We start from the raw sequence: 24,793 nt of genomic DNA, 5'->3' as shown, positions 1-24,793 counted from the left end.
GGTCGCGCCCGGGCGGCGGAGCTGCACAGGTCGTGGTCCCGCGCCCCTTCTGGGCGCGTCAGACCTCCAGCAGCCAGCGGCCGCCGCCCATGAGTGAGCACAGTGATACTGCGTGGAATAGGAACAGCCACATGGCGGCCGGTACGTGGGTGAGGCGGGACAGCTGGTCCGCGTCCGAGTCGCCCGCGCGGCCGCGGCTGCGCTTGGCCTGGAGTTCGAAGGCGGGCCGGACGCCGCCGAGCAGCAGGAACCACACCACGGCGTACGCGAACGCCGCCTGCACCTGAGGCCCGGCGAGCCAGGACACCAGCAGGAACATGCCGCCGGTGAGGATCACGGTGAGCGCGCCGTACGCGTTGCGGATCATCACCAGCATGGCGACGAGCAGGGCCGTGGCCAGCCACAGCAGCGCGGTGATGTGGCCCGCGGCGAGCAGCGCGGCGCCGCCCAGGCCGAGCAGCGGGGGAGCCGTGTAGCCGGCGGCGGCGGTGAGGATCATGCCGAGGCCGGTGGGCTTGCCGCGGCTGACGGTGAGGCCGCTGGTGTCGGAGTGCAGCCGGATGCCGCTGAGGCTGCGTCCGGTGAGCAGCGCGACCAGGCCGTGGCCGCCCTCGTGAGCGATGGTGATGGCGTTGCGGGAGAGGCGCCAGACGCCTTGCGGGACGATCACCGCCAGCGCGGCGACCATGGTGGCTATCACCACCCACAGGTCGGGGTCCGGCTGGCTGCCGAAGACCTGGTCCCAGAGGCTCGCCAACGAGGTGGATGCGGTGCTGTCCATTGTCTGCGGTGGCTCCCTCTGATGTCGCGGAATCTGGCAGTGTGGCACGTATGTGCGGACGGTATGCAGCGAGTCGTAGGCCCGAGGATCTCGCAGGAATCTTTGAGGTCGAGAAGTGGGAGCCCGAGGAGACCTTGGAGCCCGACTACAACGTGGCGCCGACCAAGGAGGTCTACGCCGTCCTCGACCGTCCCCTTAAGGACGCGGACGCTGCATCCACTAGTTCCTCCGTCACGGGGAAGCCGGTTCGCCAGCTGCGCAAGCTCAAGTGGGGGCTCGTCCCGTCCTGGGCCAAGACGCCCGAGGGCGGCGCCCGGATGATCAACGCGCGCGCGGAGACGGTGCACGAGAAGCCCTCGTACCGCCGTGCCTTCGCCGCCCGGCGCTGCATCCTGCCCGCCGACGGCTACTACGAGTGGGTCACCGCTGCCGCCGAGCGGGATCTGGAGGTCGAGGGGAAGAAGAAGCGGCCGCGCAAGCAGCCGTACTTCGTGACACCGGCGGACGGTTCGGTCTTCGCGATGGCGGGGCTGTACGAGTTCTGGCGCGACAAGACGCTTCCCGATGAGCACCCGCTGGCGTGGTGGGTGACGTGTTCGGTGATCACGACCGAGGCGGAGACCTCGCCGCTGGCGGTCGCGCCCGCCGAGGGGCCGCGGGCGCTGGCCGACATCCACCCCCGGATGCCGCTGATGCTCACGGCCGACCGCTGGGACGCGTGGCTGGATCCGGCGCGGACCGATGTCGACGACCTGCGGTCGCTGCTGGAGCCGCCGCCGGCGGGGTTGATGCGCGCGTACCCCGTGTCCACGGCGGTGAGCAATGTGCGCAACAACGGGCCCGAGCTGTTGAAGGAGCTGGAGGGACCGGAGGAGGGGACTCTCTTCTGACGGGGCGCCCGGGGCGCGGATGGCGTCGGGGTGGGTGCGCTTGCCAGCGCTTGCAGGGTGCCTCCCCCAAGCTCTTCGAGCAGGGGGTACCCCCAGTGCCCACCCGTGCCGCCTGGGGGTCCCCCCACGCCGTTAAGGCAGTGGGGGAGGCACGATTGCCCACAGCCATGGCGGCTGCCGCGGCACGTCTGCCCGCAGCTGGGACGGCTGCGACATGATGGTCTTGTGACGCGCAGTGAGACAGTCGAGACGGACGCGGGTGTCGCCCGCGTCACCTGGTACCCGGCCCAGAAGGCGCGGCTCGTGCTCGCCGTCAGCCATGGGGCCGGCGGTGGCATCGAGACGCGGGACCTCCAGGCGTTGGCGGCGGTGCTGCCCGGGCACGGGGTGAGTGTCGCGCTTGTCGAGCAGCCCTGGCGGGTGGCAGGGAAGAAGGTGGCGCCCGCGCCGAAGACGCTGGACGTGGGGTGGCGGGGGCTGTGGCCCGCGCTCGCGCGACCCGGGCTTCCCGTGGTCGCGGGCGGGCGCAGCGCCGGGGCTCGCGTCGCCTGCCGTACGGCCGTCGAGCTCGGAGCCCACGCCGTCCTCGCGCTCGGCTTTCCGCTGCACCCGCCGGGCAAGCCCGAGAAGTCCCGCGCCGAGGAACTACTCGGCTCCGGGGTGCCCACGCTGGTCGTCCAGGGCGGCAACGACCCGTTCGGGAAGCCGGAGGAGTTCCCGAAGGGCTCGTACGAACTGATCGAGGTGCCGTACGGCGATCACGGCTTCGCCGTGCCGAAGAGGGCGCCGATCGAGCAGGACGAGGCCGTGACGATCATCACCGACGGTGTCGTGAAGTGGACCGCGTCACTCGGGTGACACCCGGGAATGCTGGGCGGCGGACCTCTGTTGTGGGGAGCAGACAGCACGGACCGTGCTGACCCGTTCGTACGAGAGGAAGTCCGCCGCATGGGTTCGACCATCTGCCCGGCCCGCCGCAGCAGTGCTGACCTGGACTGGACGGTGCTGCACGCGGGAAAGACCGCCCCTGTTCGGGCGGCGGGCGGACCTGATGTTCGTCTATCCTCCGATTCCAGTGGGACCGGTCTCGGTTTCACGACATCGCTGGAGGAGGTGGGTCCGGTCACTGGGACCGACGCAGGGACCGAACACGGCCAGGCGGAGCAGCCCGAGGGCCAGGGCACGAGCACGGAGTCGTCCGCCGAGCGCACCGCGCGCTTCGAGCGGGACGCGCTCGAATTCCTCGACCAGATGTACTCGGCCGCCCTGCGCATGACGCGCAACCCGGCCGACGCCGAGGACCTGGTGCAGGAGACGTACGCCAAGGCGTACGCGTCCTTCCACCAGTTCCGCGAGGGCACCAACCTCAAGGCGTGGCTGTACCGCATTCTCACCAACACCTTCATCAACTCGTACCGCAAGAAGCAGCGCGAACCCCAGCGCAGCGCGGCCGAGGAGATCGAGGACTGGCAGCTCGCGCGTGCCGAGTCGCACATGTCGACGGGTCTGCGCTCCGCCGAGTCGCAGGCGCTCGACCACCTGCCCGACTCGGACGTCAAGGAAGCGCTGCAGGCGATCCCCGAGGAATTCCGCATCGCCGTCTATCTCGCGGACGTAGAGGGCTTTGCGTACAAGGAGATCGCGGACATCATGGGGACACCCATCGGTACGGTGATGTCCCGGCTGCACCGGGGCCGCCGTCAACTGCGCGGCATGCTCGAGGACTACGCGCGTGACCGCGGGCTGGTCCCGGCCGGCGCCGGGGAGTCGAACGAAGCGAAAGGCTCGGGCTCATGAGCTGCGGAGAGCCGCACGAGACGGATTGCAGTGAGGTACTCGACCATCTCTACGAGTTCCTCGACCATGAGATGCCGGACGCGGACTGCACCAAGTTCGAGGTGCACTTCGAGGAGTGCTCCCCGTGCCTCGAGAAGTACGGCCTCGAACAGGCCGTGAAGAAGCTCGTCAAGCGGTGCTGCGGCCATGACGACGTGCCGACCGATCTGCGCGCCAAGGTCATGGGGCGCATCGATCTGATCCGCTCCGGCCAGGTCGTGCCCGAGCACGACGTGACGGCGACACCTCAGGAGTCCTGAACTCCTCACCGGAAACCGTCCGTTTATCACCCGAACGTGCTAATCCGCGGGCTCTGAGCCCGCGGATTCGGCCATAGCTGTCCCCGTACCGCCCCCGCCGCTCTAGGCTCCGAGCCCTGAACTCGGGGAGGGGACGAGGATGGGGTCGGTTCCGGCGTGGGCCCGTGTGTACGTGGCCTGTGTCGTCCTCGGGGCCCTGGCCTGCCTGGCTCCCCTGCCGCACCTCCACGCTCCGTGGTGGGTCGTCGCGCTGCTCGCCGTGCTGTACGCGGGGTGCGAGCGGATCCCGCTGCCGCGCGGACCGAGGGGCGCGGGTGCGCCCGGCGGTGACGCCCCCAAAAAAATGGGCACCTTCCTCCCCGTGCTGCTGGCCGGGGCCTTTCTGCTGCCGCCCCCGGCCGCCGCGCTCGTCGCGCTGCCCGGGGCCCTGCTCGCCCGGGTCGAACAGCGGCCGCGGTGGCTGCGCCGGGTCTGGCGCGCGGCCCAGCTCGCCGTCGCGATCTGGGCGGCCTCCCGGGTGCACTGGGCGCTGGGCGGCCGGGACGCGGTGGTCGCACCCCACTTCCCGTACGCGCTCGCGCCCGCCGGGGCCGCGGTGCTGACGTTCTGCCTCGTGCTGACCGTCCTCGACGTCGGGATCCTGGCGCTCGCCGAGCGGATGCCGGTGCGCGGCGCCTGGCGCGGGCTCTTCGCGCGCTCCCTCGCACCCGTCGCCGTGCACGGGCTCGCCGGGCTGATGATGGCGGTGCTGTGGCGCAGTCCGTACGGGCCGGTCGCCGCGTTGCTCGTGCTCCTGCCGATGTACGTGTCCTGCTGGGTGTTCGCGCAGTACCACCGGGAACGGGCCGCCCACCAGGCCACGATTCGCGCGCTGGTGCAGGCCGTCGACATCAAGGACGGGTACACCCGCGGGCACAGCGAGCGCGTCGGGCAGGCGTCCATGATGATCGCGCGGGAGCTCGGCATGGACGACGAGCGCATCGAAGTGCTGCGGTTCGCCGGGATTCTGCACGACGTGGGCAAACTCGGCGTTCCTACCCGGCTGTTGCGCAAGGACGGGCCGCTCACCCCCGAGGAGCGGCGGGTCATCGAGCTGCATCCCGAGTACGGGCACGAGATGGTGCGCGGGATCGGGTTCCTCGGGGAGGCCCGGTCGGCGATCCTGCATCACCATGAGCGGCTGGACGGCAGCGGGTATCCGTACGGGCTCATGGGGGGCCAGATTCCGGAGTTCGCGCGGGTGGTGGCCGTGGCCGACGCGTTCGACGCGATGACGTCCACTCGGTCCTATCGGCGGGCCCGGCCGGTGCCGGCGGCGCTGGAGGAGTTGGAGCGGTGTGCGGGGGCGCAGTTCGATCCCGGGATGGTACGGGCGCTGGCGCGGGCCCTTTCCCGGCAGGGGTGGCATCCCGCCGTCACGGCCGACAACACCACGCCGCTTCGGGGCGATGTCTGCCCACCCGCTCCGCCAACCACTTCCAGCCGGACGGAAGGGAACGCGACAGACATCGTCGGCCGGAGCAGCCCATGAGTGATGTCTCCCGGCTTCCGGTCGGCCTCGCCCTCGTCTCACGCCGTACCGGCTCCTTCACCACCCTCGCGCACGGCGCCGCCGCCCTGCTCAGCCTCGTCGCGCTCGGCTCCGCCCTCTGGGCAGGGCTCGACGAACGCGGTATCGCGCTCGCCTTCGGTCTTCTCATCGCGCTCGGCGAGCTCACCCGCTGGAGTGGTGCCAAGGAGCGGGAGTCGGCTCCGCTCGGGGCCGCGGGGGCCTTGTCGTACGCGCTGCTCGGTGAGCAGGCCGGGCAACCCACCCACCACGGGGTTCTCCAAGTCGTCGCGGTCGTCGCCGCGGCCGCACTGCTGGGATGCGTGCCCCATGTGGCCCGCGGACAGGGCCCCACCGCCGATCACCTCACCCGGCGCATCCTGACCGTCGGATTCGCCGCCGTGTGCTTTCAACCTCTCTACAACCAGGGGAGGTTGCACGAGTGGGGCGGTCCGGCGTACGCGGTGCTGCTGGTCGCGCTGCTGGTGCTCACCGCGCTGTGCGACGCCGTGCTCGCGGCGGCGATGGCGCACTCCCGTACCCGGTGGCCGTTCGGGCCGCTGCTGCGGGACGAGCTGCGGGCCATGCTCGGCATCGGGTCGGCCGTGTGTGCGACCGGGGCCGTGATGTCGCTGGCGGTCGCCGTGGTCGGGCTCTGGGCCCTGCCCGTCTTCTCGCTGCCCCTGCTGCTCACCCAGCTGTCCTTCCGGCGGTACGCGGCCGTGCGGGTCACCTATCGGCAGACCATCGCCTCCCTCGCTCGGGCGACCGAGATCGCCGGGTACACCCCGGCCGGGCATGCCCGGCGGGTGGCCGCGCTCAGCGCCGCGGTCGGGCGGGAGCTGGGGCTCTCCGAGCCCGAGCTGACCGTCCTGGAGTCCGCGGCGCTCATGCACGACATCGGGCAGCTGAGCCTTGTCGACCCCGTCCCCGCCGGGGCCACCTCCGTGCTCTCGGCCGACGAGCAGCGGCGGATAGCGCTCCTCGGCGGTGCCGTCGTACGCCAGACCGGGGTGGACGCCGAGGTCGCCGTGGTGGTGGAGCGGCAGGCGGACCCGTACCAGGAGCAGCCGGTCACCGCGCGGATCGTCCGGGCGGTGAACGCATACGAGGAGATGGCCCGGGAAGCAGGGCCGGGAGGGCCCCTGACGGCGCTGGAGAAGCTTCGTCTGGGCACTGCCCGCGACTATCAGCCAGAGGTCGTGGAGTCGCTGGCCAGGGTGCTGTCAAGAATGGGAGGGGCGGCGCGTGAGCGCCTCGGTTGAGGGTGGTGGTGGGAGACGGGTGGGCGGTCTTACGCTGCCCCTGGCTGGGTAACCCATGGGTAATGAGCGCCCGTCCGACGGTCCGTGGTTGGATGCGAGGGAGAGGGTGTTCGGGGGCACGGGCCAGCCCGGGGCTGCGCTGTCTTCAAGGGACTCTTCGAGGGACCGGCAGGCGGGAAACGCAAGGAACTGGCAGGCGGGAATCGTGAGGATCTTCGGCAAGGGACGGCATCGGCCCTCCGCCTCATGGCGGCAGGCCACCGACCGTGCGTTCACGCTGATCGGCGACGGCCGGTACGAGGACGCGGGAGCGCTGCTGACACGCGCCGCGGACCTGGAGCCGTGGCTGTCCGAGTCCTGGTTCAACCTGGCCCTGCTGCACAAGTTCCGGCACGACTGGGAGCAGGCCCGGGCGGCCGGCCTCAGGGCCGTCGCCCTGCTCGACCGGGAGACCGGGGCGCCCGACTGGTGGAACGTGGGCATCGCGGCCACCGCCCTGCAGGACTGGCCGCTGGCCCGGCGCGCCTGGCAGGCGTACGGGCTGCGGGTGCCCGGCGGCGCCGCCGTCTCCGGGGAACCGGTGGGCATGGACCTCGGCAGCGCGGCCGTACGGCTGTCACCCGAGGGTGAGGCCGAGGTCGTGTGGGGGCGCAGGCTCGATCCCGCCCGCATCGAGGTGCTGTCCATTCCGCTGCCGTCCTCCGGGCGGCGCTGGGGCGAGGTCGTGCTGCACGACGGCGTGCCGCATGGGGAGCGGACCACCGCTGCCGGGCACGCCTATCCGGTCTTCGACGAAATCGAGCTGTGGGCGCCTTCGCCCGTCCCCACCTGGGTGGTCCTGCTGGAGGCGGCCACCGAGGACGACCGGGACGCGCTGGAGCAGCTCGCCGCCGACGCCGGTTTCGCCGCCGAGGACTGGTCGTCCTCCGTACGGCTGCTCTGCCGGATGTGCTCCGAGTCCCGGATGCCGTCCGACGAGGGCGACGGCGAGCACCTGGACCCGCACGACCACAGCGAGCCCGGCCACCCGGGGCCGCTCGGCCACCGCACCGACGGGCAGCTGTGGGTGCCGGAGCGGGAGTGTGGGCTCGCGGCGCCCGCCGCGCTGGTGCGCGGCCTGCTCGACGGCTGGGTCGCGGACAGCCCGGACTCCCGGGACTGGCGGGATCTGGAAGAGGTCTGCTGAGTCCTGCACGTAGGCTATGCAGCGGAATTCTCCGGCCCACCAAAAGTTTTCTGCCGGGGGTCCGGGGGTTGTCCCCCGGAAAGACACAGCGCAGGAAGGCGTACGTCGGTCATGGCGCAGCAGGACACCGATCAGCAGCACGCGGGCGTGCTCCCCGTGGACGACGAGGGCTTCGTCATCGACACCGAGGACTGCGAGGAGCGTGAGGCGGCCTACCGCGAGCGCGGCACCTCGCGGCCCATCACGGTCGTCGGGAACCCGGTGCTGCACAAGGAGTGCAAGGACGTCTCCGACTTCGGGGACGAGCTGGACCAGCTGGTCGCCGACATGTTCGCCAGCCAGCGCACCGCCGAGGGCGTGGGCCTGGCCGCCAACCAGATCGGCGTCGACCTGAAGGTCTTCGTCTACGACTGCATGGACGACGAGGGCAAGCGGCACGTCGGTGTCGTCTGCAACCCCGTGCTCGTCGAGCTGCCCGCCGAGCAGCGCCGGCTGGACGACAGCAACGAGGGCTGTCTCTCGGTGCCGACCGCGTACGCGCCGCTGGCCCGCCCCGACTACGCCGAGGTCACCGGGCAGGACGAGAAGGGCAACCCGATCAAGGTGCGCGGCACCGGCTACTTCGCCCGCTGCCTGCAGCACGAGACGGACCACCTGTACGGCTACCTGTACATCGACCGGCTCTCCAAGCGCGAGCGCAAGGACGCGCTGCGGCAGATGGCCGAGAACGAGCCCCGCTACCCGATCGTGGCGAACGACTGAGACAGAAAATGACAGGTGGGGCTCGCGATCTCTCGTGAGTCTCCCTCTTTGATCTCCTTGCACGGCGTCTGGCCAGGTATCTCCTGACCAGGCGCCGTTCGTGTGTACGTCGCACGTTCGATCCCTTGTGCTCCTTCAGTGATCCATATTCAGTCACACAAGGGGAGATTCTCGGCACCATGGGGTAGTGAGTGGAGCAAATCCGTTCCCAGAATGGTCAGTTGTGGTGCTGAATGGGAAGTGCGGGGATACGCAACGGCGCACGCCCGGCACAGCGGGAGGGGCGCAGCGTCAACAGGCGGCTGAGAGGGGTTTGTTCGTGCATGCTTTCTCACAGAGCACTTCATCGACGTCAACAGCGGTCGCGGTTCCACCGGCGCTCTCTCTCCCGGTGATCGAGGCTGCGTTTCCCCGACAACTGCACCCGTATTGGCCCAGGCTCCAGGAGAAGACCAGGACCTGGCTCCTCGAAAAACGGCTGATGCCGGCGGACAAGGTCGAGGAATATGCCGACGGCTTGTGCTACACGGACCTCATGGCGGGCTACTACATAGGCGCCCCCGACGAGGTCATGCAGGCGATAGCCGACTACAGCGCGTGGTTCTTCGTCTGGGACGACCGCCACGACCGCGACGTCATCCACGGCCGCACGGACGCCTGGCGGAGGCTCAGGTTCCAGCTGCACGCGGCCCTCGACTCCCCCAGGGACCATCTGCACCACCAGGATCCCCTGGTCGCGGGGTTCGCCGACAGCATGGTGCGGCTGTACTCGTTCCTCAGCAAGAAGTGGAACGAGCGGTTCGCGCTCCATTTCCATGCGGTGATCGAGGCATACGACCGGGAGTTCCGGAATCGCGCCTCGGGCACCGTCCCCACGGTCGAGGAGTATCTCGAACTCCGCCGGCTGACGTTCGCGCACTGGATCTGGACCGACCTCCTGGAACCCAGCGCGGGGTACGAACTCCCCGCCGCCGTGCGGAATCACCCCGCATATCGGAGGGCGGCCCTGCTCAGCCAGGAATTCGCCGCCTGGTACAACGACCTCTGCTCGCTCCCCAAGGAAATAGCGGGCGACGAAGTCCACAATCTCGGAATCAGTCTCATTCACCATGAGGGACTGACCCTCGAAGGGGCCGTCACGGAAGTGCGGCGCCGGGTCGAGGAATCCATCAATGAATTCCTTGTCGCCGAAAAGGACGTATTACGGCTCGCCGACACTCTCGCGGACGGGACCGTGCAGGGCAAGGAATGCAGCGTCGCCGTGAAGGCATGCCTCGGCAATATGCGGAACTGGTTCAGCTCCGTGTACTGGTTCCACCACGAGTCGGGCCGGTACATGGTCGACAGCTGGGACGACCGCTCCACACCCCCGTACGTCAACAATGAAGCGGCAGGTGAGAAATGACCGTCGAGTCTGTGCGACCTGAGGTACCTGAGGTACCTGAGGTGCTGGAGCTGTCCACCCCGCCCCTCGCGGGAGGAGGCGTGCCAGGTCTCGGCCACGGCTGGAAACTGGTCCGCGACCCGCTGGGCTTCCTGGCCCAACTGCGCGACCACGGCGACGTCGTCCGGCTCAAGCTGGGCCCCAAGACGGTGTACGCCGTCACCACCCCCGATCTCACCGGGGCACTGGCGCTCAACCCCGACTACGAGATCGGCGGCCCCCTGTGGGAGTCCCTCGAAGGGCTGCTCGGCAAGAAGGGGGTCGCCACCGCCAACGGGCCACAGCACCGGCGCCAGCGGCGGACGATCCAGCCCGCGTTCCGGGCCGACATCATCCACGAGTACGGGCCGATCATGGAGGAGGAGGCACGCGCGTTCGCGGAGCGCATGGTGCCGGGGAAGACGATCGACTGCACCTCGGAGTCGTTCCGCGTCGCCGTCCGCATCGCGGCCCGCTGTCTGCTGCGCGGCCAGTTCATGGACGAGCGGGCCGAGCGGCTGAGCATCGCGCTCGGCGCCGTGTTCCGCGGTATGTACCGGCGCATGGTGATCCCGGCGGGACCGCTTTATCGGCTGCCGCTTCCCTCGCACCGTCAATTCGACCGCGCATTGGCCGATTTGCATGACCTCGTCGACGAGATCATCGACGAGCGGCGGGCATCTGGTCAAAAGCCGGACGATTTGCTGACGGCATTGCTCGAAGCGAAGGACGACAACGGCGACCCCATCGACGAGCAGGAGATCCACGACCAAGTCGTAGCCATACTCACCCCCGGCAGCGAAACCATCGCGTCCACGATCATGTGGCTCCTGCAAGTCCTCACCGAACACCCAGAACAGGCGGACAAGGTGAGCAAGGAGGTCGAATCCGTCGCGGGCGGCCGGCCCGTCGGATTCGACGACGTCCGCAAGCTGTCGCACACGAACAATGTCGTCGTCGAGACGTTGCGTTTGCGCCCCGCCGTATGGATATTGACGCGGCGCGCGGTGACCGAAACCGAGCTGGGCGGCTATCGCATTCCGGCCGGTGCCGACATCGTCTACAGCCCGTACGCGATCCAGCGCGATCCCCGGTCGTACCAGGAGCACCTGGATTTCGACCCCGACCGCTGGCTTCCGGAACGGTCCAAGGACATACCGAAGTACGCGATGCGCCCGTTCAGTGTGGGCAACCGGAAGTGCCCGAGTGACCACTTCTCGATGGCCCAGCTCAGTCTGATCACGGCGACCGTGGCGTCCCGGTGGCGCTTCGAACAGGTGCCGGGCTCCAAGGACGCGACCCGCGTCGGCATCACCCTGCGGCCGCACAAGCTGCTGCTGAAGGCCGAGCCGCGCTGAGCGACCCCGGGGACCCGTCCGGCATGCTCCTCGGACAGGCTCCGGCCCCTCGTGCCTGCTGGTGCGCGTTCAGGCAGCCCGCGGGCCCCTGAACGTGCGCCGGTACGCCTGCGGGGTCGTCCCCAGACTCCGTACGAACTGATGGCGCAGCGCGGCCGCGTTGCCGAACCCGGCGCGGCCCGCGATCGTGTCCATCGTCTCGTCGGTGGCCTCCAGCAACTCCTGTGCCAGCAATACCCGTTGGCGCAGGATCCAGCGGTAGGGAGTCGTCCCCGTCTCCTGCTGGAAGCGGCGCGCGAAGGTGCGCGGCGACATGTGGGCGCGGGCCGCGAGCTGCTCGACGGTCACCTCCTCGTCGAGGTGCTGCTGCATCCACACCAGCACCTCGCCTACCGTGTCGCAGCGGGAGCGGGGCAGTGGCCGCTCGATGTACTGGGCCTGGCCGCCGTCGCGGTGCGGCGGGACGACCATGCGGCGGGCGATGGCGTTGGCGACCTCCGGGCCGTGCTCCTTGCGCACGAGGTGGAGGCAGGCGTCGATGCCGGCGGCGGTGCCGGCCGAGGTGATCACCGGGCCCTCGTCGACGTACAGCACGTCCGGCTCGACGATCGCCCGCGGATACTGCCGGGCGAGCTCCTCCGCGTGATGCCAGTGCACCGCGCAGCGCCGCCCGTCAAGGAGGCCGGCCGCGCCCAGCACGAAAGCACCCGAGCAGACGCTGAGCACCCGGGCGCCCCGCGCGACGGCCCGGCGCAGCGCGTCGAGCAGCTCAGGCGGATAGTCGCGTACGGCGTAGGTGTCCCCGGCCGGTACGACGACCAGGTCGGCGTCGTCGAGCCGGTCGAGGCCGTGCGGGGTGGAGACCGTGAAGCCGGAGACATGGGTGCCGAGCGTGGGGCCCTCGGCCGAGGCGACGGCGAAGTCGTAGACGGGCAGCCCCTCGTCGCTGCGGTCGAGGCCGAACACCTCGCAGACGACGCCGAGTTCGAAGGGATGTACACCGTTGAGCAGGACGGCGGCCACGTTCTTGAGCATGTTCTCCAGTGTGCCTCGGAAGTGGCAGTAATTCGAGGGTGTGCGGCAGTCCTGCCACTGACGGTAAGGAGTCATCGGCGCGACAGTGGTGTCCATGAACACACTCATGGACAACCTCGTCGGCATCCTGACCGTCCTTGGGATCTTCGCGGTCGTGGCTCTCCCCTCACTGATCGGGCTCGCCCACGAGCGGCGCATCGACCGTCAGCTCAAGGCGGCCCGGCCCGCCCGCCCGGAAGGCGACCGCCCCTCCCGCCCTCACGGCTTCGTCACCACCACCGTGACCGTCCACTCCTGAAGCCCCTTGCACGAGATCCGCGCCGGGTCGCTGGGGCACAGCGGGCGGGACGAGGTGAGCTGTGCCGTCCCCGCCGAGACCGCCTTGAAGGCGGAGGACGCGTCGCCCGCCTGCAGGACGATGCCGCTGTTGGTGGCCTCCAGGCCGCTGCCGCTGACCTTGACCGGCGCCCAGGGCCGGCTGGTGGTGCCGTCCAGGCTGATGCGGAGCACATCGCCCGTCGTCAGGCAGAACGTGTGGCCGGTGTCGGCGGCACTGAGCTGCGCCTTGGCCTCCGTACAGCCCTTCCGGGATGTCGTGGGGGACGGCGACACGGTGCCGCTGCCGCCCGCGTCGCCTCCGTTCTGCGTGCCGCAGCCCGCGGCGAGGAGAAGCGTCAGTGCCGCGAGGGCGAGGGTCCGGCGGTGGATCGTACGGTGCATGGGACGGTGCATGGGGTGGCCTCCTTGCACCTTGGACGTGCCATCCGCGGATCAGGATCCATGTCGGGGCGTGGAAAAGCCCTGGCCGCGACGGCGGCCAGGGCTTTTCTGCGTCAGCTGGTCGTCAGGGCGGTGTCGTCCACGACGAAGCTGGTCTGGAGCGAGGAGTCCTCGACGCCGCTGAACTTCAGCGTGACGGTGGAGCCGGCGAAGGAGGACAGGTCGAAGGTCTTCTGGGCGTAGCCGGAAGCCTTGTTGAGGTTGGAGTAGGTCGCCAGCGTGGTGGAGCCGGCGGTGACGGTGAGCTTGTCGTAGGCCGTGCTGGTGCTGGTCTCGGCCGTGTCGACGTGCAGGTAGAAGGTGAGCGTGGCCTTGCAGCCGGACGGGATCGTCACGGACTGGGACAGCGTGTCGGTGTGGGTGGAGCCGTAGCCGTCCATCCAGGCGTAGTACGAGCCGCCGTGCGCCGCCTCACTGCTGGAGTTGGTGATGACACCGCTGCTCGCGCTCCACGTGGTGTTGCCCGACTCGAAGCCCTGGTTGCCGAGCAGCTGCGCCGAGGTGCAGGTGCCGCCGCCGGAGGTGCTGACGGTCCAGGTGAAGGACACCGAGCCGGAGGCGCCCGTGCTGTCGGACGCGGTGACGGTGACCCTGTACGTGCCCGCCGTGCTCGCCGTGCCGGATATCAGCCCGGTCGAGCTGTTGATCGACAGACCGGTGGGCAGGCCGCTCGCGCTGTAGCTCAACGTGGCCCCCGCGCTGTCGGAGGCCGAGATCTGCAGGCTGGCCGAGCCGCCGGTCGCGGTGGACTGGCTGCCCGGGTTGGTGACAGTCACGGTGTTGCCGCTGCTGCTGCCGGACGCGAAGGCGGTGGCGCCGTTGGGGGTGCCCCAGCCGGTCGGGCCGTCGTAGCCAGTGGTCGCGGTGCAGAAGTACGAGGTCGAGCAGGAGCCGTTGTTGCCGCTGGTGACGTCGTACAGATTCGCGGTGTGGGAGTACGGGTACTTCGCCGGGTAGTCGCTGGAGCCCGGGGTGCCGGCCAGCGCGTACACGCCCGCGATGATCGGCGCGGAGGCGCTCGTACCGCCGTAGACCGCCCAGCCGGAGCCGCCGTAGGTGTCGTAGACGGCCACGCCGGTCGCGGGGTCGGCGACGGCGGAGACGTCGGCCTCCATGCGCTTGCCGCAGCCGGTGTCGGTCTGCCAGCTCGGCTTCGGGTCGTACGCGGAGCAGCCCGAGCCGGTGCCCTCGGTGCTGCTGGTCTTCCACACGGACTCGGTCCAGCCGCGGGAGTTGGAGGACGTGGACAGCGCGGTGCCGCCGACGGCCGTCACGTACTGGGAGGTCGCCGGGTACTCGGCGCCGTAGGCGGAGTCACCGGAGGAGACGGTGATGGCGACGCCCGGGTGCTTGAAGTACGAGGTGTCCTCGCTGGTCTGAGAGGACGACTCGTCGCCGCCCCAGCTGTTGGACACGAACTTGGCGCCCAGCGCCACGGCCTCGTTCTCGGCGGTGCCGAGGTCGGAGTCGGTCGCGGAGTTGGCCTCGACCAGGATGATGTTGCAGTTGGGGCAGACCGCGCTGACCATGTCGATGTCGAGCGCTTCCTCGCCCGCCCAGCCGGTGTCGTTCGACGGCAGCGAGGTGGTCGAGCCGGTCTGGCTGACCTGCTTGAAGCAGCCGTTGGCCTTGGTGCAGGCCGACAGACCGTATGTCGAGCGGTAAGTGGCCAGGTCCGCCTCGGCGTTGGGGTCGTTGTAGGCGTCGACCACCGCGACCGTCAGGCCCGAGCCGCCGGTCGACGGGAGGGCGTACGCGCTGTGCAGATTGGCCGGGCTCAGACCGGAGGGCGCGGCGGCCAGCGCCGAAGCGAGCCGCTGCCGGACGTCGGTGCGCCGCTGGGCGAAGCAGGCGGCGTGACCGGGGGTCGGGGTGCCGCACAGGTGCTGGGTGGGCACCTTCTGGCCGGCCTTGCCCGTGGAGTGGACGGCCTGGGCGGCGGGTGACGTCAGGGCCTTCGCGTTCTGGGCGGCCCGGGAGACGTGCGCGGTGGGTGTCGGCTGCGCATCGGCGGGCGGGGCCGCGGCGAACCCGGCGACGCCGAGGGCGAGGGCGGGGAGGGCGGCGGTCAGGAGTCTTCGCAGTCTCCGGACGGGTCTGGCGGAGCGTATCTCACGCATGGGGGTGGTGCCTCCATCGGTTCGAGGCCGGTGCCGCGCGGGCCGGGGTAGGGCCGTGCGCGGCTCCACAGCCGGGAGTGGGGTTCTCGGCGTTGCGTGGCAGGCCCGTGACGCGCGTAGCACGAAGGCTGGGAAGTGTCGTGGGCATGCCAAATAGACCCCTGTCATGCCGCTGTGCGCGACTTGTCAGGACGGCCCGAACGTAGCCGGGGCCGAAGGCGTGGGAACAGCTGTGCCAGAAGGACTTTGCCGACCCATAGGTGGTCCATGGACGGCCCATGGACGCTCCATGGGTGAGACGCGATGATGCCGGGCCGCGCGCTCGCGGCCCGGCATCATCCGTACGTCATGGGTGACGCGGCGTCAGAAGTGCTCGAACTCCTAGAAGTCCTCGTCGAGATCGACCGTGCCCTCGACCGCGACCTGGTACGCGGACGGGCGCCGTTCGAAGAAGTTGGTCAGCTCCTGGACACCCTGGAGCTCCATGAAGGAGAAGGGGTTCTCGGAGCCGTACACCGGCGCGAAGCCCAGCCGCTGGAGGCGCTGGTCGGCGACGCACTCCAGGTACTGCCGCATCGAGTCGGTGTTCATGCCCGGCAGACCGTCACCGCACAGGTCGCGCGCGAACTGCAGCTCGGCCTCGACGGCCTCCCGCAGCATGTCCGTCACCTGCTGCTGCAGCTGGTCGTCGAAGAGCTCCGGCTCCTCCTTGCGGACCGTGTCGACGACCTCGAACGCGAAGGACATGTGCATCGTCTCGTCGCGGAACACCCAGTTGGTACCGGTCGCCAGGCCGTGCAGCAGACCCCGGCTGCGGAACCAGTAGACGTACGCGAAGGCCCCGTAGAAGAAGAGCCCCTCGATGCACGCGGCGAAGCAGATGAGGTTGAGCAGGAAGCGGCGGCGGTCGGCCTGGCTCTCCAGGCGGTCCAGCTTCTCCACCGAGTCCATCCACTTGAAGCAGAACCCGGCCTTCTCGCGGATGGAGGGGATGTTCTCGACGGCGGCGAACGCGGCGGCGCGGTCCTCCGGGTCGGGGAGGTAGGTGTCCAGCAGGGTGAGGTAGAACTGGACGTGCACAGCCTCCTCGAAGAGCTGGCGGGAGAGATACAGCCGCGCCTCGGGGGAGTTGATGTGCTTGTACAGCGTCAGCACCAGGTTGTTCGCCACGATCGAGTCGCCCGTCGCGAAGAACGCGACCAGACGGCCGATCAGGTGCTGCTCGGCGGGCGTCAGCTTCGCGAGGTCGGCGACGTCCGAGTGGAGGTCGACCTCCTCGACGGTCCAGGTGTTCTTGATGGCGTCCCGGTAGCGCTCGTAGAAGTCCGGGTAGCGCATGGGGCGGAGGGTGAGTTCGAAGCCCGGGTCGAGAAGGTTCTTCTCGGTCTTCTCCGAGGAGGAGGTGTCGGCGCGCAGCGCCGTCGTTGAGGGGTGGTGGTCGGGCGACGGGTGGGCGGTCATTACTGGCAGGCCTCGCAGGACTCGGGGTTCTCAAGGGAGCAGGCGACGGCGTCTTCGTCGGGAGTCGCCTGTACGGGGATGGGGGTCTGCGCCTGGGCCGCGCGGGCGATGCGGGTCGCCGGGCGGGAGCGCAGGTAGTACGTCGTCTTCAGGCCCGACTTCCAGGCGTACGCGTACATCGAGGAGAGCTTGCCGATGGTCGGCGTCTCCAGGAAGAGGTTCAGGGACTGGGCCTGGTCCAGGAACGGGGTGCGGGCGGCTGCCATGTCGATGAGGCCGCGCTGCGGGATCTCCCACGCCGTGCGGTACAACGCCCGTACGTCCTCGGGGATCCAGGCGAAGTTCTGCACCGAGCCGTTCGAGTCGCGCAGCGCCTCGCGGGTACGGGCGTCCCAGACGCCCAGCTCCTTCAGCTCGTTCACCAGGTACGAGTTGACCTGGAGGAACTCGCCGGAGAGCGTCTCGCGCTTGAAGAGGTTCGACACCTGCGGCTCGATGCACTCGTACACGCCCGCGATGGAGGCGATGGTGGCGGTGGGCGCGATCGCGAGGAGGAGCGAGTTGCGCATGCCCACCGCGGCGATACGCTCCCGCAGGGCCGCCCAGCGCTCCGGCCAGGTCAGCTCGACGTCGAAGTGGTCGGGGTGCAGCACGCCCCGGGCCGTACGGGTCTTCTCCCAGGCCGGCAGCGGGCCGCCCCGCTCGGCGAGGTCGGCGGAGGCCTCGTACGCGGCGAGCATGATGCGCTCGGCGATACGGGTGGACAAGGCCTTGGCCTCGGCCGAGTCGAAGGGCAGGCGGAGCTTGAAGAAGACGTCCTGGAGGCCCATCGCGCCGAGGCCCACCGGGCGCCACTTGGCGTTCGAGCGGCCCGCCTGCTCGGTCGGGTAGAAGTTGATGTCGACGACGCGGTCGAGGAAGGTGACGGCCGTGCGGACCGTCTCGTCCAGCCGCTCCCAGTCGATGTCGTCGCCGATGACGAATGCGCCGAGGTTCACCGACCCCAGGTTGCAGACCGCCGTCTCCCCGTCGTCCGTGACCTCCAGGATCTCGGTGCACAGGTTCGAGGAGTGCACCACATGGCCCGGCTCGGCCGTCTGGTTGGCGGTGCGGTTGGCGGCGTCCTTGAACGTCATCCAGCCGTTGCCGGTCTGCGCGAGGGTGCGCATCATGCGGCCGTACAGGTCGCGGGCCGGGATGGTCTTCTTGGCGAGACGCGCCTCCTCCGCCTTGCGGTACGCGGCGTCGAACTCCTCGCCCCACAGGTCGACCAGCTCGGGTACGTCGGAGGGGGAGAAGAGGGACCAGACGCCGTCCGCGTTCACCCGGCGCATGAACTCGTCCGGGATCCAGTGCGCGAGGTTCAGGTTGTGCGTACGGCGGGCGTCCTCACCGGTGTTGTCGCGCAGCTCCAGGAACTCCTCGATGTCGGAGTGCCAGGTCTCCAGGTAGACGGCGGCCGCGCCCTTGCGCCGGCCGCCCTGGTTCACGGCCGCGACCGAGGCGTCGAGGGTCTTCAGGAACGGGACGATGCCGTTGGAGTGCCCGTTCGTGCCGCGGATCAGCGAGCCGCGCGAGCGGATACGGGAGTACGACAGGCCGATGCCGCCCGCGTGCTTCGACAGGCGCGCCACCTGGTGGTAGCGGTCGTAGAGGGAGTCCAGCTCGTCCAGTGGGGAGTCGAGGAGGTAGCAGGACGACATCTGCGGGTGCCGCGTACCGGAGTTGAAGAGCGTGGGGGAGGAGGGGAGGTAGTCGAGGCGGCTCATGAGCCGGTAGAGCGCGGCCACTTCGTCTACGGAACGGGTCGTGTCGTCCTCGGCGAGACCGGACGCCACCCGCAGCATGAAGTGCTGGGGGGTCTCGATGACCTTGCGGGTGATCGGGTGCCGGAGCAGATAGCGGCTGTGCAGGGTGCGCAGGCCGAAGTAGCCGAAGCGGTCGTCCGCGGCGACGTCGATGAGGTCGTTCAGGCGGGCCGTGTGCAGGCGTACGAACTCGGCCGTGCGGTCGGCGATGAGGCCCTCGCGGTGGCCGACGGCGATGGACTCGGAGAAGGACGTGACGCCCTGCGAGGCGGCCTCCGCCGCGATACTGATCGTCAGCAGCCGGGCGGCCAGCCGCGAGTACGCCGGGTCCTCGGAGATGAGGCCCGCTGCCGCCTCCGTGGCCAGCTCGCGCAGCTCCGTCTCGTCCGCGCGGGCGGACCGGCCGCGCAGCGCGGCGGCGGCGACCCGGCCGGGGTCGGCGTCGGGGAGGTCGGCGGTGAGGTCGGTCAGGGTCCGCAGCAGCGCGGTACCGGGACCGTCCGTCTCCACCGGGGCCTGCTGCACGGAAGCGGAAGCTGTCGCCGGATCGGCTGGCGCGATGGTCACGTGGGGCTCTCCCTCGCTCGGCACGGGGCCTTGAGGAGGGCAGCGGGGCGCGCGGACACCGGTTGCGGGTACGCGTGCGTCCACCGGCCCATTCCACGAGGCCCGGACGTCGTCGGCGCCCGGGCCGGGTGGCCGGGCGCGCTGTCGACAGGTCCTCGGACTGAAACGAGTACGTGCAGGCGGGTACGCGAACACGCACAAGTACACCGTTGCGGGACAGTTCCGGATTCGCACCGGATTCCCCTGCGGCGACAGCGAGCATGAGCATACATCTTGTGTCGGGTTGCGGGAGCGCCCCCACATGTTGTGTCGTGTGGGCGTTGGGGGTGCCTATGGAGTCTGCTTACGCAGTGTGTCGGAGCGTCAACTCGTAGGTGAGCAGCAGGATGTCGTCGATGTCCGGGATGGGGTTCCAGTCGCGGTCGGGGGTGCGGGTGAAGCCGAGGCGTTCGTAGATGCGGTGGGCTGCGTGCATGGTGCGCTGGGTGGAGAGGACGATGCGGACGCAGCCGTCCGTGGCGCGTGCGCGGTCCACGCAGGCGCGGACCAGGGCTTCGCCTGCGCCTCTGCCGCGGGCCTCGAGTGAGACCGCGAGCATGCGGATCTCGGCCTCGCCGGGGCGGGCTATGTCGGCCATGGAGCCGCCTTGCGGTACGAAGGTGACGCCGCCGAGTACGCGGTCCTGGGCCACCGCGACGAGTACGTCGGCCGAGGCGGCCCGCTTGGCCACGTCCCGCAGCTCTCCCAGGTACTCGTCGCTCTCGCCGAAGTCGAGCAGGCCGTCTCCGAGGTAGGCCTGTGCGGTGATCTCGCCGACGGTGTCGTACTCTGCGGGCTGCGCCCGCCTGATTGCGATGTCCATGCGGGGGAGTGTGCCTGACGGGCACGGCGACGGGCCGCCGGATATTTGTCCGGGGACCCCGTCTTGTGGCGTCCGCGCGTGCGGCCCGGTGGTGGGTCGGGGCCGTGCCGGAGCATCCGTCCTCGGTCTGGCGCGGAATCGGTCGGGTTGGAAGGGGCCCGGCGGTGACGCGCCATCCGCTGCGGGCGGACGTTCCGGCACGTCCCCTTACGCCGGTGAGCGGCCGCGGGTGCGTCCGTTCTTCAGCCCGTCCGGCGTTTGAGGACGAGGCCGTTCAAGCCGATACGGGGGTCTGGGGGCGGAGCCCCCAGATACGGGACGGGTAGGGGCGGAGGGGGCGAAAAACCCACCCGCCCCTACCCGGCGCCGGGTGCCTAGTGAGCCGCGCCGGCCGTGGCCGGCGGAAGCTCCACCTCGACCCCCGGGTCGCCCGCGTCGGCCGTGTAGTCCGCCGGGGACGTCTCGTCGACGCCGTCGGGGGCCTTGAACGCCCGGAGGGCGAAGGTGAGGACGACGGTCACCGCCAGGTTCAGCACGAACGCCGTCAGGCCGATGTAGCCGATCTCCCCGATCCCGGGGATCTCCTTCGCGCTGCCGCCGAAGTGCTTCTGCGTCGGGGAGGCGACCCCGTACGCGGCGAACGTGCCGTAGAGCATGCCGACGGCCCAGCCCGCGAGGAGCGCCCAGCGGTGGAACCAGCGGGTGAACAGGCCGCCGACCAGGGCCGGGAAGGTCTGGAGGATCCAGATGCCGCCGAGGAGCTGGAAGTTGATCGCGACTGTTTTGTCCATGGTGAGGACGAAGACCAGCGCGCCCACCTTCACCAGGAGCGAGACCAGCTTGGAGACCTTGGTCTCCTGCTGCGGGGTCGCGTCGGGCTTGATGAAGTCCTTGTAGATGTTGCGCGTGAAGAGGTTCGCCGCCGCGATGGACATGATGGCGGCGGGGACGAGTGCTCCGATGCCGATGGCCGCGAAGGCCACGCCCGCGAACCAGTCCGGGAACATGGTCTCGAAGAGCTGCGGGATCGCGAGTTGGCCGTTCGTGACCTTCACGCCGGCCGCGATCGCCATGAAGCCGAGCAGGGCGAGCAGGCCCAGCATCAGGGAGTACAGGGGAAGGATCGTGGTGTTGCGGCGGATGACGTCGCGGCTGCGGCTCGACAGCGTCGCCGTGATCGAGTGCGGGTACATGAAGAGTGCCAGCGCTGAGCCGAGTGCCAGGGTGGCGTACGTCCACTGGCCTGCTTCGGCGGGGACGATTCCGCCGGCGCCTGCTGCCGTGTACTTGTCGCTCGCCGCCTTGAAGATCTCGTCGAAACCGCCCAGCTTGATCGGGATGTAGATGATGGCCACCGCGATCACGATGTAGATCAGGGTGTCCTTCACGAACGCGATCAGGGCCGGGGCGCGCAGGCCCGAGGAGTAGGTGTACGCGGCCAGTACGCCGAAGGCGATGAGGAGGGGGAGGTCCTTCACGAACCAGTTCGTGTTCTCGCCGCCGCCTACGCCCATGACGTCCAACACGGCCTGGATGCCGACCAGTTGGAGTGCGATGTACGGCATGGTCGCCAGGATGCCGGTGACGGCCACGGCGAGGGACAGGCCCTTCGAGCCGAAGCGGCCGCGTACGAAGTCCGACGTCGTCACGTATCCGTGCTTGTGGGAGACCGACCACAGGCGGGGCAGGAAGGTGAAGATCAGCGGGTAGACCAGGATCGTGTACGGCACGGCGAAGAAGCCGGCCGCGCCCGCCGCGTAGATGGCGGCCGGTACGGCGACGAAGGTGTACGCCGTGTAGAGGTCGCCGCCGAGCAGGAACCAGGTGATCCAGGTGCCGAACGACCGCCCGCCCAGGCCCCATTCGTCGAGGCTGTGCTCGTCGTCGGCCCTGCGCCAGCGCGCGGCCAGGAAGCCCATGACCGTGACGGCCAGGAAGAAGAAGATGAAGACGGCGAGTGCTACGCCGTTCACGCCGTCCTTCATGCCTCGACACCGCCCTTCGCGGTAGCGCGGGCGCGCTGGTCACGCTGCCACAGCTTGTACGCGATCATCGTGAGCGCCGTGGAGATGAGCACCCAGAGCATCTGGTACCAGTAGAAGAACGGGATGCCTATGAAGGCAGGGTCCGTCTTCGCGTACGAGCCGACCCACAGCATCGCCACGAACGGGGCGAGCAGACAGAGGGCGATCACGACACGGACCGGCGTCACCGCCGGTGGCTTCACTTCGGGCACATCTGACATACGGCGGTTCCGTCCCCTCACTGATCACCTGTGTAACGCGCAGGCAATCTAGGCGACGGTTCCCTGAAAGCGGAACCCCCCGTCCGCCTTTCGGTCCTCAAGAGCAACTCAACAGCAACGGAAGCCCTGTCGGGGGTCCGCCTCCTGACGGTCCGTGCGCGCCCGCTCGAACTCACGGCGGGAGGGTATTGGTGCGTCCGGATGGTCTTTCCGTATATGTGCGACATAGCGGTCATATGCGGATTCATCCGTCAGCTCCCGTACGTACCAGCGAATGCTCCTTCCCGCGCGGCTAACCGCTCGCTTCAGCGCCGATCGCATCTGGCTCCTCCGCCTTCTCCTCCTTGGTCGGGATCAGCCCGGCCGGGGCGACGATCTTCGATTCCACGTACGGCGCCTCGCTGAGAGTGGAGAGGGCCGGGCGGCGTATGTGCCGGACGCACACCCGGGCCGCGTCCGCGATCACTACGACGATGAGGACGGCCAGGACCGCTGAAAGGACGCCGTCCACCGTGGAGTTGGTGACCACCGTGTGCATGTCGTCCATGGTTTTGGCCGGTGGCAGGACCTTTCCGGCGTCTATGCCGTCCTGGTAGACGCTGCGCTGCTTGAAGAAGCCCACGCGTGGATCGCTGGAGAACACCTTCTGGTAGCTGGCCGTGAGCGTCACCGTGGCATCCCAGACGAGGGGAATGCCGGTGATCCAGGCCCACTTGAGGCGTCCGGACTTCACGAGCAGGGTGGTGCAGACGGCGAGGGCGACCGCGGCGAGCAGCTGGTTCGAGATGCCGAAGATGGGGAACAGCTGGTTGATGCCGCCGAGGGGTTCGTGGACGCCGACCCAGAGGAAGTAGCCCCACAGGCCCGTCACGATCGCGCTGGTGATGACCAGTCCCGGCTTCCAACTCACGTTCTTGAAGGGCCGGTAGACGTTGCCCAGCATGTCCTGGAGCATGAACCGGCCCACGCGCGTGCCCGCGTCCAGCGCGGTCAGGATGAACAGCGCCTCGAACATGATCGCGAAGTGGTACCAGAAGGCGCGCAGGCTCCCGCCGGTGACCTTCGAGAAGATCTCCGAGACGCCGATGGCGAGCGTGGGCGCGCCGCCGGTGCGGGAGAGCAGGGTCTGCTCCTCGACCCGGTGTGCGGCCCGGGCCAGGTCGTCGGGGGAGATCACGTACCCCATGTGCCCGACCGCCTCCGAGGCGGACTGCACGGTGGTGCCGATGACGCCCGCCGGCGCGTTCATCGCGAAGTACAGGCCCGGGTCGATGATGCACGCGGCGACGAGGGCCATGATCGCGACCGACGACTCCATCAGCATGGAGCCGTATCCGATCATCCGGACCTGGGTCTCCTTCTGGATCATCTTGGGCGTCGTGCCGGACGAGATGAGCGAGTGGAAACCGGACAGGGCACCGCAGGCGATCGTGATGAAGACGAACGGGAAGAGTGAGCCGGCGAAGACCGGGCCGTCGCCGCGCTTGGCGAACTCCGTGACCGCGTCCATCTTCAGCGTCGGCAGCGCGATGACGACGCCGAGCGCGAGCAGCGCGATCGTGCCGATCTTCATGAAGGTGGAGAGGTAGTCGCGGGGGGCCAGCAGCATCCACACCGGCAGGATCGAGGCGATGAAGCCGTACGCCACCAGCCAGATGACCAGGGTGGAGGGGGCGAGGGTGAAGGTGTCGGCCCAGGAGGACTCGGCGACCCAGCGGCCCGCGACGAGGGCGAGCAGTAGCAGCGCGACGCCGATCAGGGAGACCTCGGTGACCCGCCCGGGCCGCAGTACCCGCAGGTAGAAGCCCATCAGCAGGGCGATCGGGATGGTCATCCCGATGGAGAAGGTGCCCCAGGGGGAGGCGGCGAGCGCGTTGACGACGACCAGTGCCAGCACGCCGAGCAGGATGATCATGATGGCGAAGGCGGCGAGCAGTGCGGCGGCGCCGCCGAACGGGCCGATCTCCTCGCGGGCCATCTGGCCGAGCGACCGCCCGTCCCGCCGGGTCGAGAAGAACAGGACCACCATGTCCTGGACCGCGCCCGCGAAGATCACGCCGACGATGATCCAGATGGTGCCGGGCAAGTAGCCCATCTGCGCCGCCAGGACCGGCCCGACCAGCGGGCCCGCGCCCGCGATCGCCGCGAAGTGGTGGCCGAGCAGCACGCGCCGGTCCGTCGGATGGAAGTCGATGCCGTTGTTCAGCCGTTCCGCCGGGGTGGCCCGGGTCCTGTCGACCTTGAGCACCTTGTACGCGATGAACTTCGCGTAGAAGCGATAGGCGATGGCGTACGAGCCGAGCGCGGCGGCGACCATCCAGGCCGCCGACACGTTCTCGCCCCGTGCGAGTGCGAGCACGGACCAGCCGGCCGCGCCGATCAGCGCGACGAGGGTCCAGAGGGCGATGGTGCGGGGAGTTGCCTTGCGAGGGGATGCCGTTTCGGGGCTTTCGGTGCGCATGGGTCGTCCTCCCGTCCATGGGTGACGGGAGGACCGTAGAGCAACCAGCGGAGCCGCACTACCCCAAGTGGCCTATTCCTGCGGGCGCTTCAGCCTCGCCACGGCTGCGTTCTTTCGGGGGGCAACCCCCGTACCCCCGGCCGG

At 69.5% G+C, this 24,793-nt stretch carries 22 protein-coding genes and 1 riboswitch; of the genes, 11 read left to right on the top strand and 11 right to left on the bottom strand.

Features of this window, described 5'->3' with window-relative positions; translation table 11 throughout:
• Positions 1-58 precede the first annotated feature (58 nt).
• Entirely contained in the window at positions 59-781 is a 723-nt protein-coding gene (locus tag ACFY0T_RS40285) for a M50 family metallopeptidase (RefSeq protein WP_388882811.1), read from the bottom strand.
• Between the two features lie 50 nt (positions 782-831).
• Between ACFY0T_RS40285 and ACFY0T_RS40280 the strand changes: the two genes are divergently transcribed.
• From ACFY0T_RS40280 to ACFY0T_RS40235, 10 genes are all read left to right on the top strand, one after another.
• A complete protein-coding gene (locus ACFY0T_RS40280; protein ID WP_388882808.1) occupies positions 832-1,671 on the top strand; it encodes an SOS response-associated peptidase in 840 nt (279 codons plus the stop codon).
• A gap of 225 nt (positions 1,672-1,896) precedes the next feature.
• Positions 1,897-2,529 carry an alpha/beta family hydrolase gene (locus ACFY0T_RS40275; protein ID WP_388882805.1) on the top strand — a complete coding sequence of 211 codons (633 nt, stop codon included), beginning with the start codon at positions 1,897-1,899 and terminating at the stop codon, positions 2,527-2,529.
• Positions 2,530-2,784: 255 nt separating this feature from the next.
• A complete protein-coding gene (gene sigR / locus ACFY0T_RS40270; protein WP_189189352.1) occupies positions 2,785-3,468 on the top strand; it encodes an RNA polymerase sigma factor SigR in 684 nt (227 codons plus the stop codon).
• Positions 3,465-3,767 carry a mycothiol system anti-sigma-R factor gene (gene rsrA, locus ACFY0T_RS40265; RefSeq protein ID WP_369249077.1) on the top strand — a complete coding sequence of 101 codons (303 nt, stop codon included), beginning with the start codon at positions 3,465-3,467 and terminating at the stop codon, positions 3,765-3,767. Before sigR ends, rsrA begins: the two co-directional genes overlap by 4 nt.
• A gap of 139 nt (positions 3,768-3,906) precedes the next feature.
• Positions 3,907-5,298, top strand: coding sequence for an HD-GYP domain-containing protein (locus ACFY0T_RS40260; RefSeq protein ID WP_388882801.1), 1,392 nt, complete (start codon positions 3,907-3,909; stop codon positions 5,296-5,298).
• Positions 5,295-6,581, top strand: coding sequence for an HD-GYP domain-containing protein (locus ACFY0T_RS40255; protein ID WP_388882798.1), 1,287 nt, complete (start codon positions 5,295-5,297; stop codon positions 6,579-6,581). Before ACFY0T_RS40260 ends, ACFY0T_RS40255 begins: the two co-directional genes overlap by 4 nt.
• 205 nt (positions 6,582-6,786) lie before the next feature.
• Entirely contained in the window at positions 6,787-7,767 is a 981-nt protein-coding gene (locus tag ACFY0T_RS40250) for a tetratricopeptide repeat protein (RefSeq protein WP_388882795.1), read from the top strand.
• 111 nt (positions 7,768-7,878) lie between these two features.
• Positions 7,879-8,529 carry a peptide deformylase gene (gene def, locus ACFY0T_RS40245; protein ID WP_388882792.1) on the top strand — a complete coding sequence of 217 codons (651 nt, stop codon included), beginning with the start codon at positions 7,879-7,881 and terminating at the stop codon, positions 8,527-8,529.
• Between the two features lie 319 nt (positions 8,530-8,848).
• Positions 8,849-9,934: an epi-isozizaene synthase gene (cyc1, locus tag ACFY0T_RS40240; RefSeq protein ID WP_388882789.1), complete on the top strand. Its 1,086-nt coding sequence runs from the start codon at positions 8,849-8,851 to the stop codon at positions 9,932-9,934.
• Positions 9,931-11,310 carry a cytochrome P450 gene (locus ACFY0T_RS40235; RefSeq protein ID WP_388882786.1) on the top strand — a complete coding sequence of 460 codons (1,380 nt, stop codon included), beginning with the start codon at positions 9,931-9,933 and terminating at the stop codon, positions 11,308-11,310. The genes cyc1 and ACFY0T_RS40235 overlap by 4 nt, the downstream gene beginning before the upstream one ends.
• Positions 11,311-11,379: 69 nt before the next feature.
• Here ACFY0T_RS40235 and ACFY0T_RS40230 read toward each other — a convergent pair whose 3' ends face one another.
• Positions 11,380-12,345 (bottom strand): GlxA family transcriptional regulator, encoded by a 966-nt coding sequence (locus tag ACFY0T_RS40230; protein WP_388882783.1) that lies wholly within the window; start codon positions 12,343-12,345, stop codon positions 11,380-11,382.
• A gap of 94 nt (positions 12,346-12,439) precedes the next feature.
• Here ACFY0T_RS40230 and ACFY0T_RS40225 point away from each other — a divergent pair, with 94 nt between their 5' ends.
• Positions 12,440-12,643, top strand: a complete 204-nt coding sequence (locus tag ACFY0T_RS40225; RefSeq protein WP_388882780.1) for a hypothetical protein — start codon at positions 12,440-12,442, stop codon at positions 12,641-12,643.
• Here ACFY0T_RS40225 and ACFY0T_RS40220 read toward each other — a convergent pair.
• The 9 genes from ACFY0T_RS40220 to ACFY0T_RS40180 form a co-directional block, all read right to left on the bottom strand.
• Positions 12,604-13,077: a hypothetical protein gene (locus ACFY0T_RS40220; RefSeq protein WP_388882777.1), complete on the bottom strand. Its 474-nt coding sequence runs from the start codon at positions 13,075-13,077 to the stop codon at positions 12,604-12,606. The genes ACFY0T_RS40225 and ACFY0T_RS40220 overlap by 40 nt on opposite strands.
• A 101-nt stretch (positions 13,078-13,178) precedes the next feature.
• Positions 13,179-15,245 carry a putative Ig domain-containing protein gene (locus ACFY0T_RS40215; protein ID WP_388882774.1) on the bottom strand — a complete coding sequence of 689 codons (2,067 nt, stop codon included), beginning with the start codon at positions 15,243-15,245 and terminating at the stop codon, positions 13,179-13,181.
• A 381-nt stretch (positions 15,246-15,626) separates the two neighbouring features.
• On the bottom strand, positions 15,627-16,583 hold the full coding sequence (locus tag ACFY0T_RS40210; RefSeq protein ID WP_388882964.1) for a ribonucleotide-diphosphate reductase subunit beta: 957 nt from the start codon (positions 16,581-16,583) through the stop codon (positions 15,627-15,629).
• 122 nt (positions 16,584-16,705) lie between these two features.
• Positions 16,706-19,081: a ribonucleoside-diphosphate reductase subunit alpha gene (locus ACFY0T_RS40205; protein WP_388882771.1), complete on the bottom strand. Its 2,376-nt coding sequence runs from the start codon at positions 19,079-19,081 to the stop codon at positions 16,706-16,708.
• Between the two features lie 105 nt (positions 19,082-19,186).
• Positions 19,187-19,359: riboswitch (cobalamin riboswitch) on the bottom strand.
• Between the two features lie 65 nt (positions 19,360-19,424).
• Positions 19,425-19,943, bottom strand: coding sequence for a GNAT family N-acetyltransferase (locus ACFY0T_RS40200; RefSeq protein WP_388882768.1), 519 nt, complete (start codon positions 19,941-19,943; stop codon positions 19,425-19,427).
• Between the two features lie 374 nt (positions 19,944-20,317).
• On the bottom strand, positions 20,318-21,928 hold the full coding sequence (gene mctP, locus ACFY0T_RS40195) for a monocarboxylate uptake permease MctP (protein ID WP_388882765.1): 1,611 nt from the start codon (positions 21,926-21,928) through the stop codon (positions 20,318-20,320).
• Positions 21,925-22,188: a DUF3311 domain-containing protein gene (locus tag ACFY0T_RS40190; protein ID WP_388882762.1), complete on the bottom strand. Its 264-nt coding sequence runs from the start codon at positions 22,186-22,188 to the stop codon at positions 21,925-21,927. The genes mctP and ACFY0T_RS40190 overlap by 4 nt, the downstream gene beginning before the upstream one ends.
• 108 nt (positions 22,189-22,296) lie before the next feature.
• On the bottom strand, positions 22,297-22,509 hold the full coding sequence (locus tag ACFY0T_RS40185; RefSeq protein WP_388882759.1) for a YbdD/YjiX family protein: 213 nt from the start codon (positions 22,507-22,509) through the stop codon (positions 22,297-22,299).
• Complete coding sequence (locus tag ACFY0T_RS40180) at positions 22,481-24,649, bottom strand: carbon starvation CstA family protein (protein ID WP_388882756.1); 2,169 nt, start codon at positions 24,647-24,649, stop codon at positions 22,481-22,483. The genes ACFY0T_RS40185 and ACFY0T_RS40180 overlap by 29 nt, the downstream gene beginning before the upstream one ends.
• Between the last annotated feature and the right edge of the window lie 144 nt (positions 24,650-24,793).

Origin of the sequence: Streptomyces sp. NPDC001530 (assembly GCF_042894545.1) — a bacterium.
Lineage (GTDB): Bacteria > Actinomycetota > Actinomycetes > Streptomycetales > Streptomycetaceae > Streptomyces.
The sequence above is the reverse complement of the archived record's forward strand: the minus strand, read 5'-3'. Positions and strand labels throughout refer to the sequence as shown.

Excerpts from the sequence above, each read along its gene's own strand:
- ACFY0T_RS40285 (WP_388882811.1), bottom strand. The coding sequence starts at position 781 with ATGGACAGCACCGCATCCACCTCGTTGGCGAGCCTCTGGGACCAGGTC.
- ACFY0T_RS40280 (WP_388882808.1), top strand. The coding sequence starts at position 832 with ATGTGCGGACGGTATGCAGCGAGTCGTAGGCCCGAGGATCTCGCAGGA.
- rsrA (WP_369249077.1), top strand. The coding sequence starts at position 3,465 with ATGAGCTGCGGAGAGCCGCACGAGACGGATTGCAGTGAGGTACTCGAC.
- ACFY0T_RS40260 (WP_388882801.1), top strand. The coding sequence starts at position 3,907 with ATGGGGTCGGTTCCGGCGTGGGCCCGTGTGTACGTGGCCTGTGTCGTC.
- ACFY0T_RS40255 (WP_388882798.1), top strand. The coding sequence starts at position 5,295 with ATGAGTGATGTCTCCCGGCTTCCGGTCGGCCTCGCCCTCGTCTCACGC.
- def (WP_388882792.1), top strand. The coding sequence starts at position 7,879 with ATGGCGCAGCAGGACACCGATCAGCAGCACGCGGGCGTGCTCCCCGTG.
- ACFY0T_RS40235 (WP_388882786.1), top strand. The coding sequence starts at position 9,931 with ATGACCGTCGAGTCTGTGCGACCTGAGGTACCTGAGGTACCTGAGGTG.
- ACFY0T_RS40230 (WP_388882783.1), bottom strand. The coding sequence starts at position 12,345 with ATGCTCAAGAACGTGGCCGCCGTCCTGCTCAACGGTGTACATCCCTTC.
- ACFY0T_RS40225 (WP_388882780.1), top strand. The coding sequence starts at position 12,440 with ATGAACACACTCATGGACAACCTCGTCGGCATCCTGACCGTCCTTGGG.
- ACFY0T_RS40220 (WP_388882777.1), bottom strand. The coding sequence starts at position 13,077 with ATGCACCGTCCCATGCACCGTACGATCCACCGCCGGACCCTCGCCCTC.
- ACFY0T_RS40215 (WP_388882774.1), bottom strand. The coding sequence starts at position 15,245 with ATGCGTGAGATACGCTCCGCCAGACCCGTCCGGAGACTGCGAAGACTC.
- ACFY0T_RS40210 (WP_388882964.1), bottom strand. The coding sequence starts at position 16,583 with ATGCGCTACCCGGACTTCTACGAGCGCTACCGGGACGCCATCAAGAAC.
- ACFY0T_RS40200 (WP_388882768.1), bottom strand. The coding sequence starts at position 19,943 with ATGGACATCGCAATCAGGCGGGCGCAGCCCGCAGAGTACGACACCGTC.
- mctP (WP_388882765.1), bottom strand. The coding sequence starts at position 21,928 with ATGAAGGACGGCGTGAACGGCGTAGCACTCGCCGTCTTCATCTTCTTC.
- ACFY0T_RS40190 (WP_388882762.1), bottom strand. The coding sequence starts at position 22,188 with ATGTCAGATGTGCCCGAAGTGAAGCCACCGGCGGTGACGCCGGTCCGT.
- ACFY0T_RS40185 (WP_388882759.1), bottom strand. The coding sequence starts at position 22,509 with ATGCGATCGGCGCTGAAGCGAGCGGTTAGCCGCGCGGGAAGGAGCATT.
- ACFY0T_RS40180 (WP_388882756.1), bottom strand. The coding sequence starts at position 24,649 with ATGCGCACCGAAAGCCCCGAAACGGCATCCCCTCGCAAGGCAACTCCC.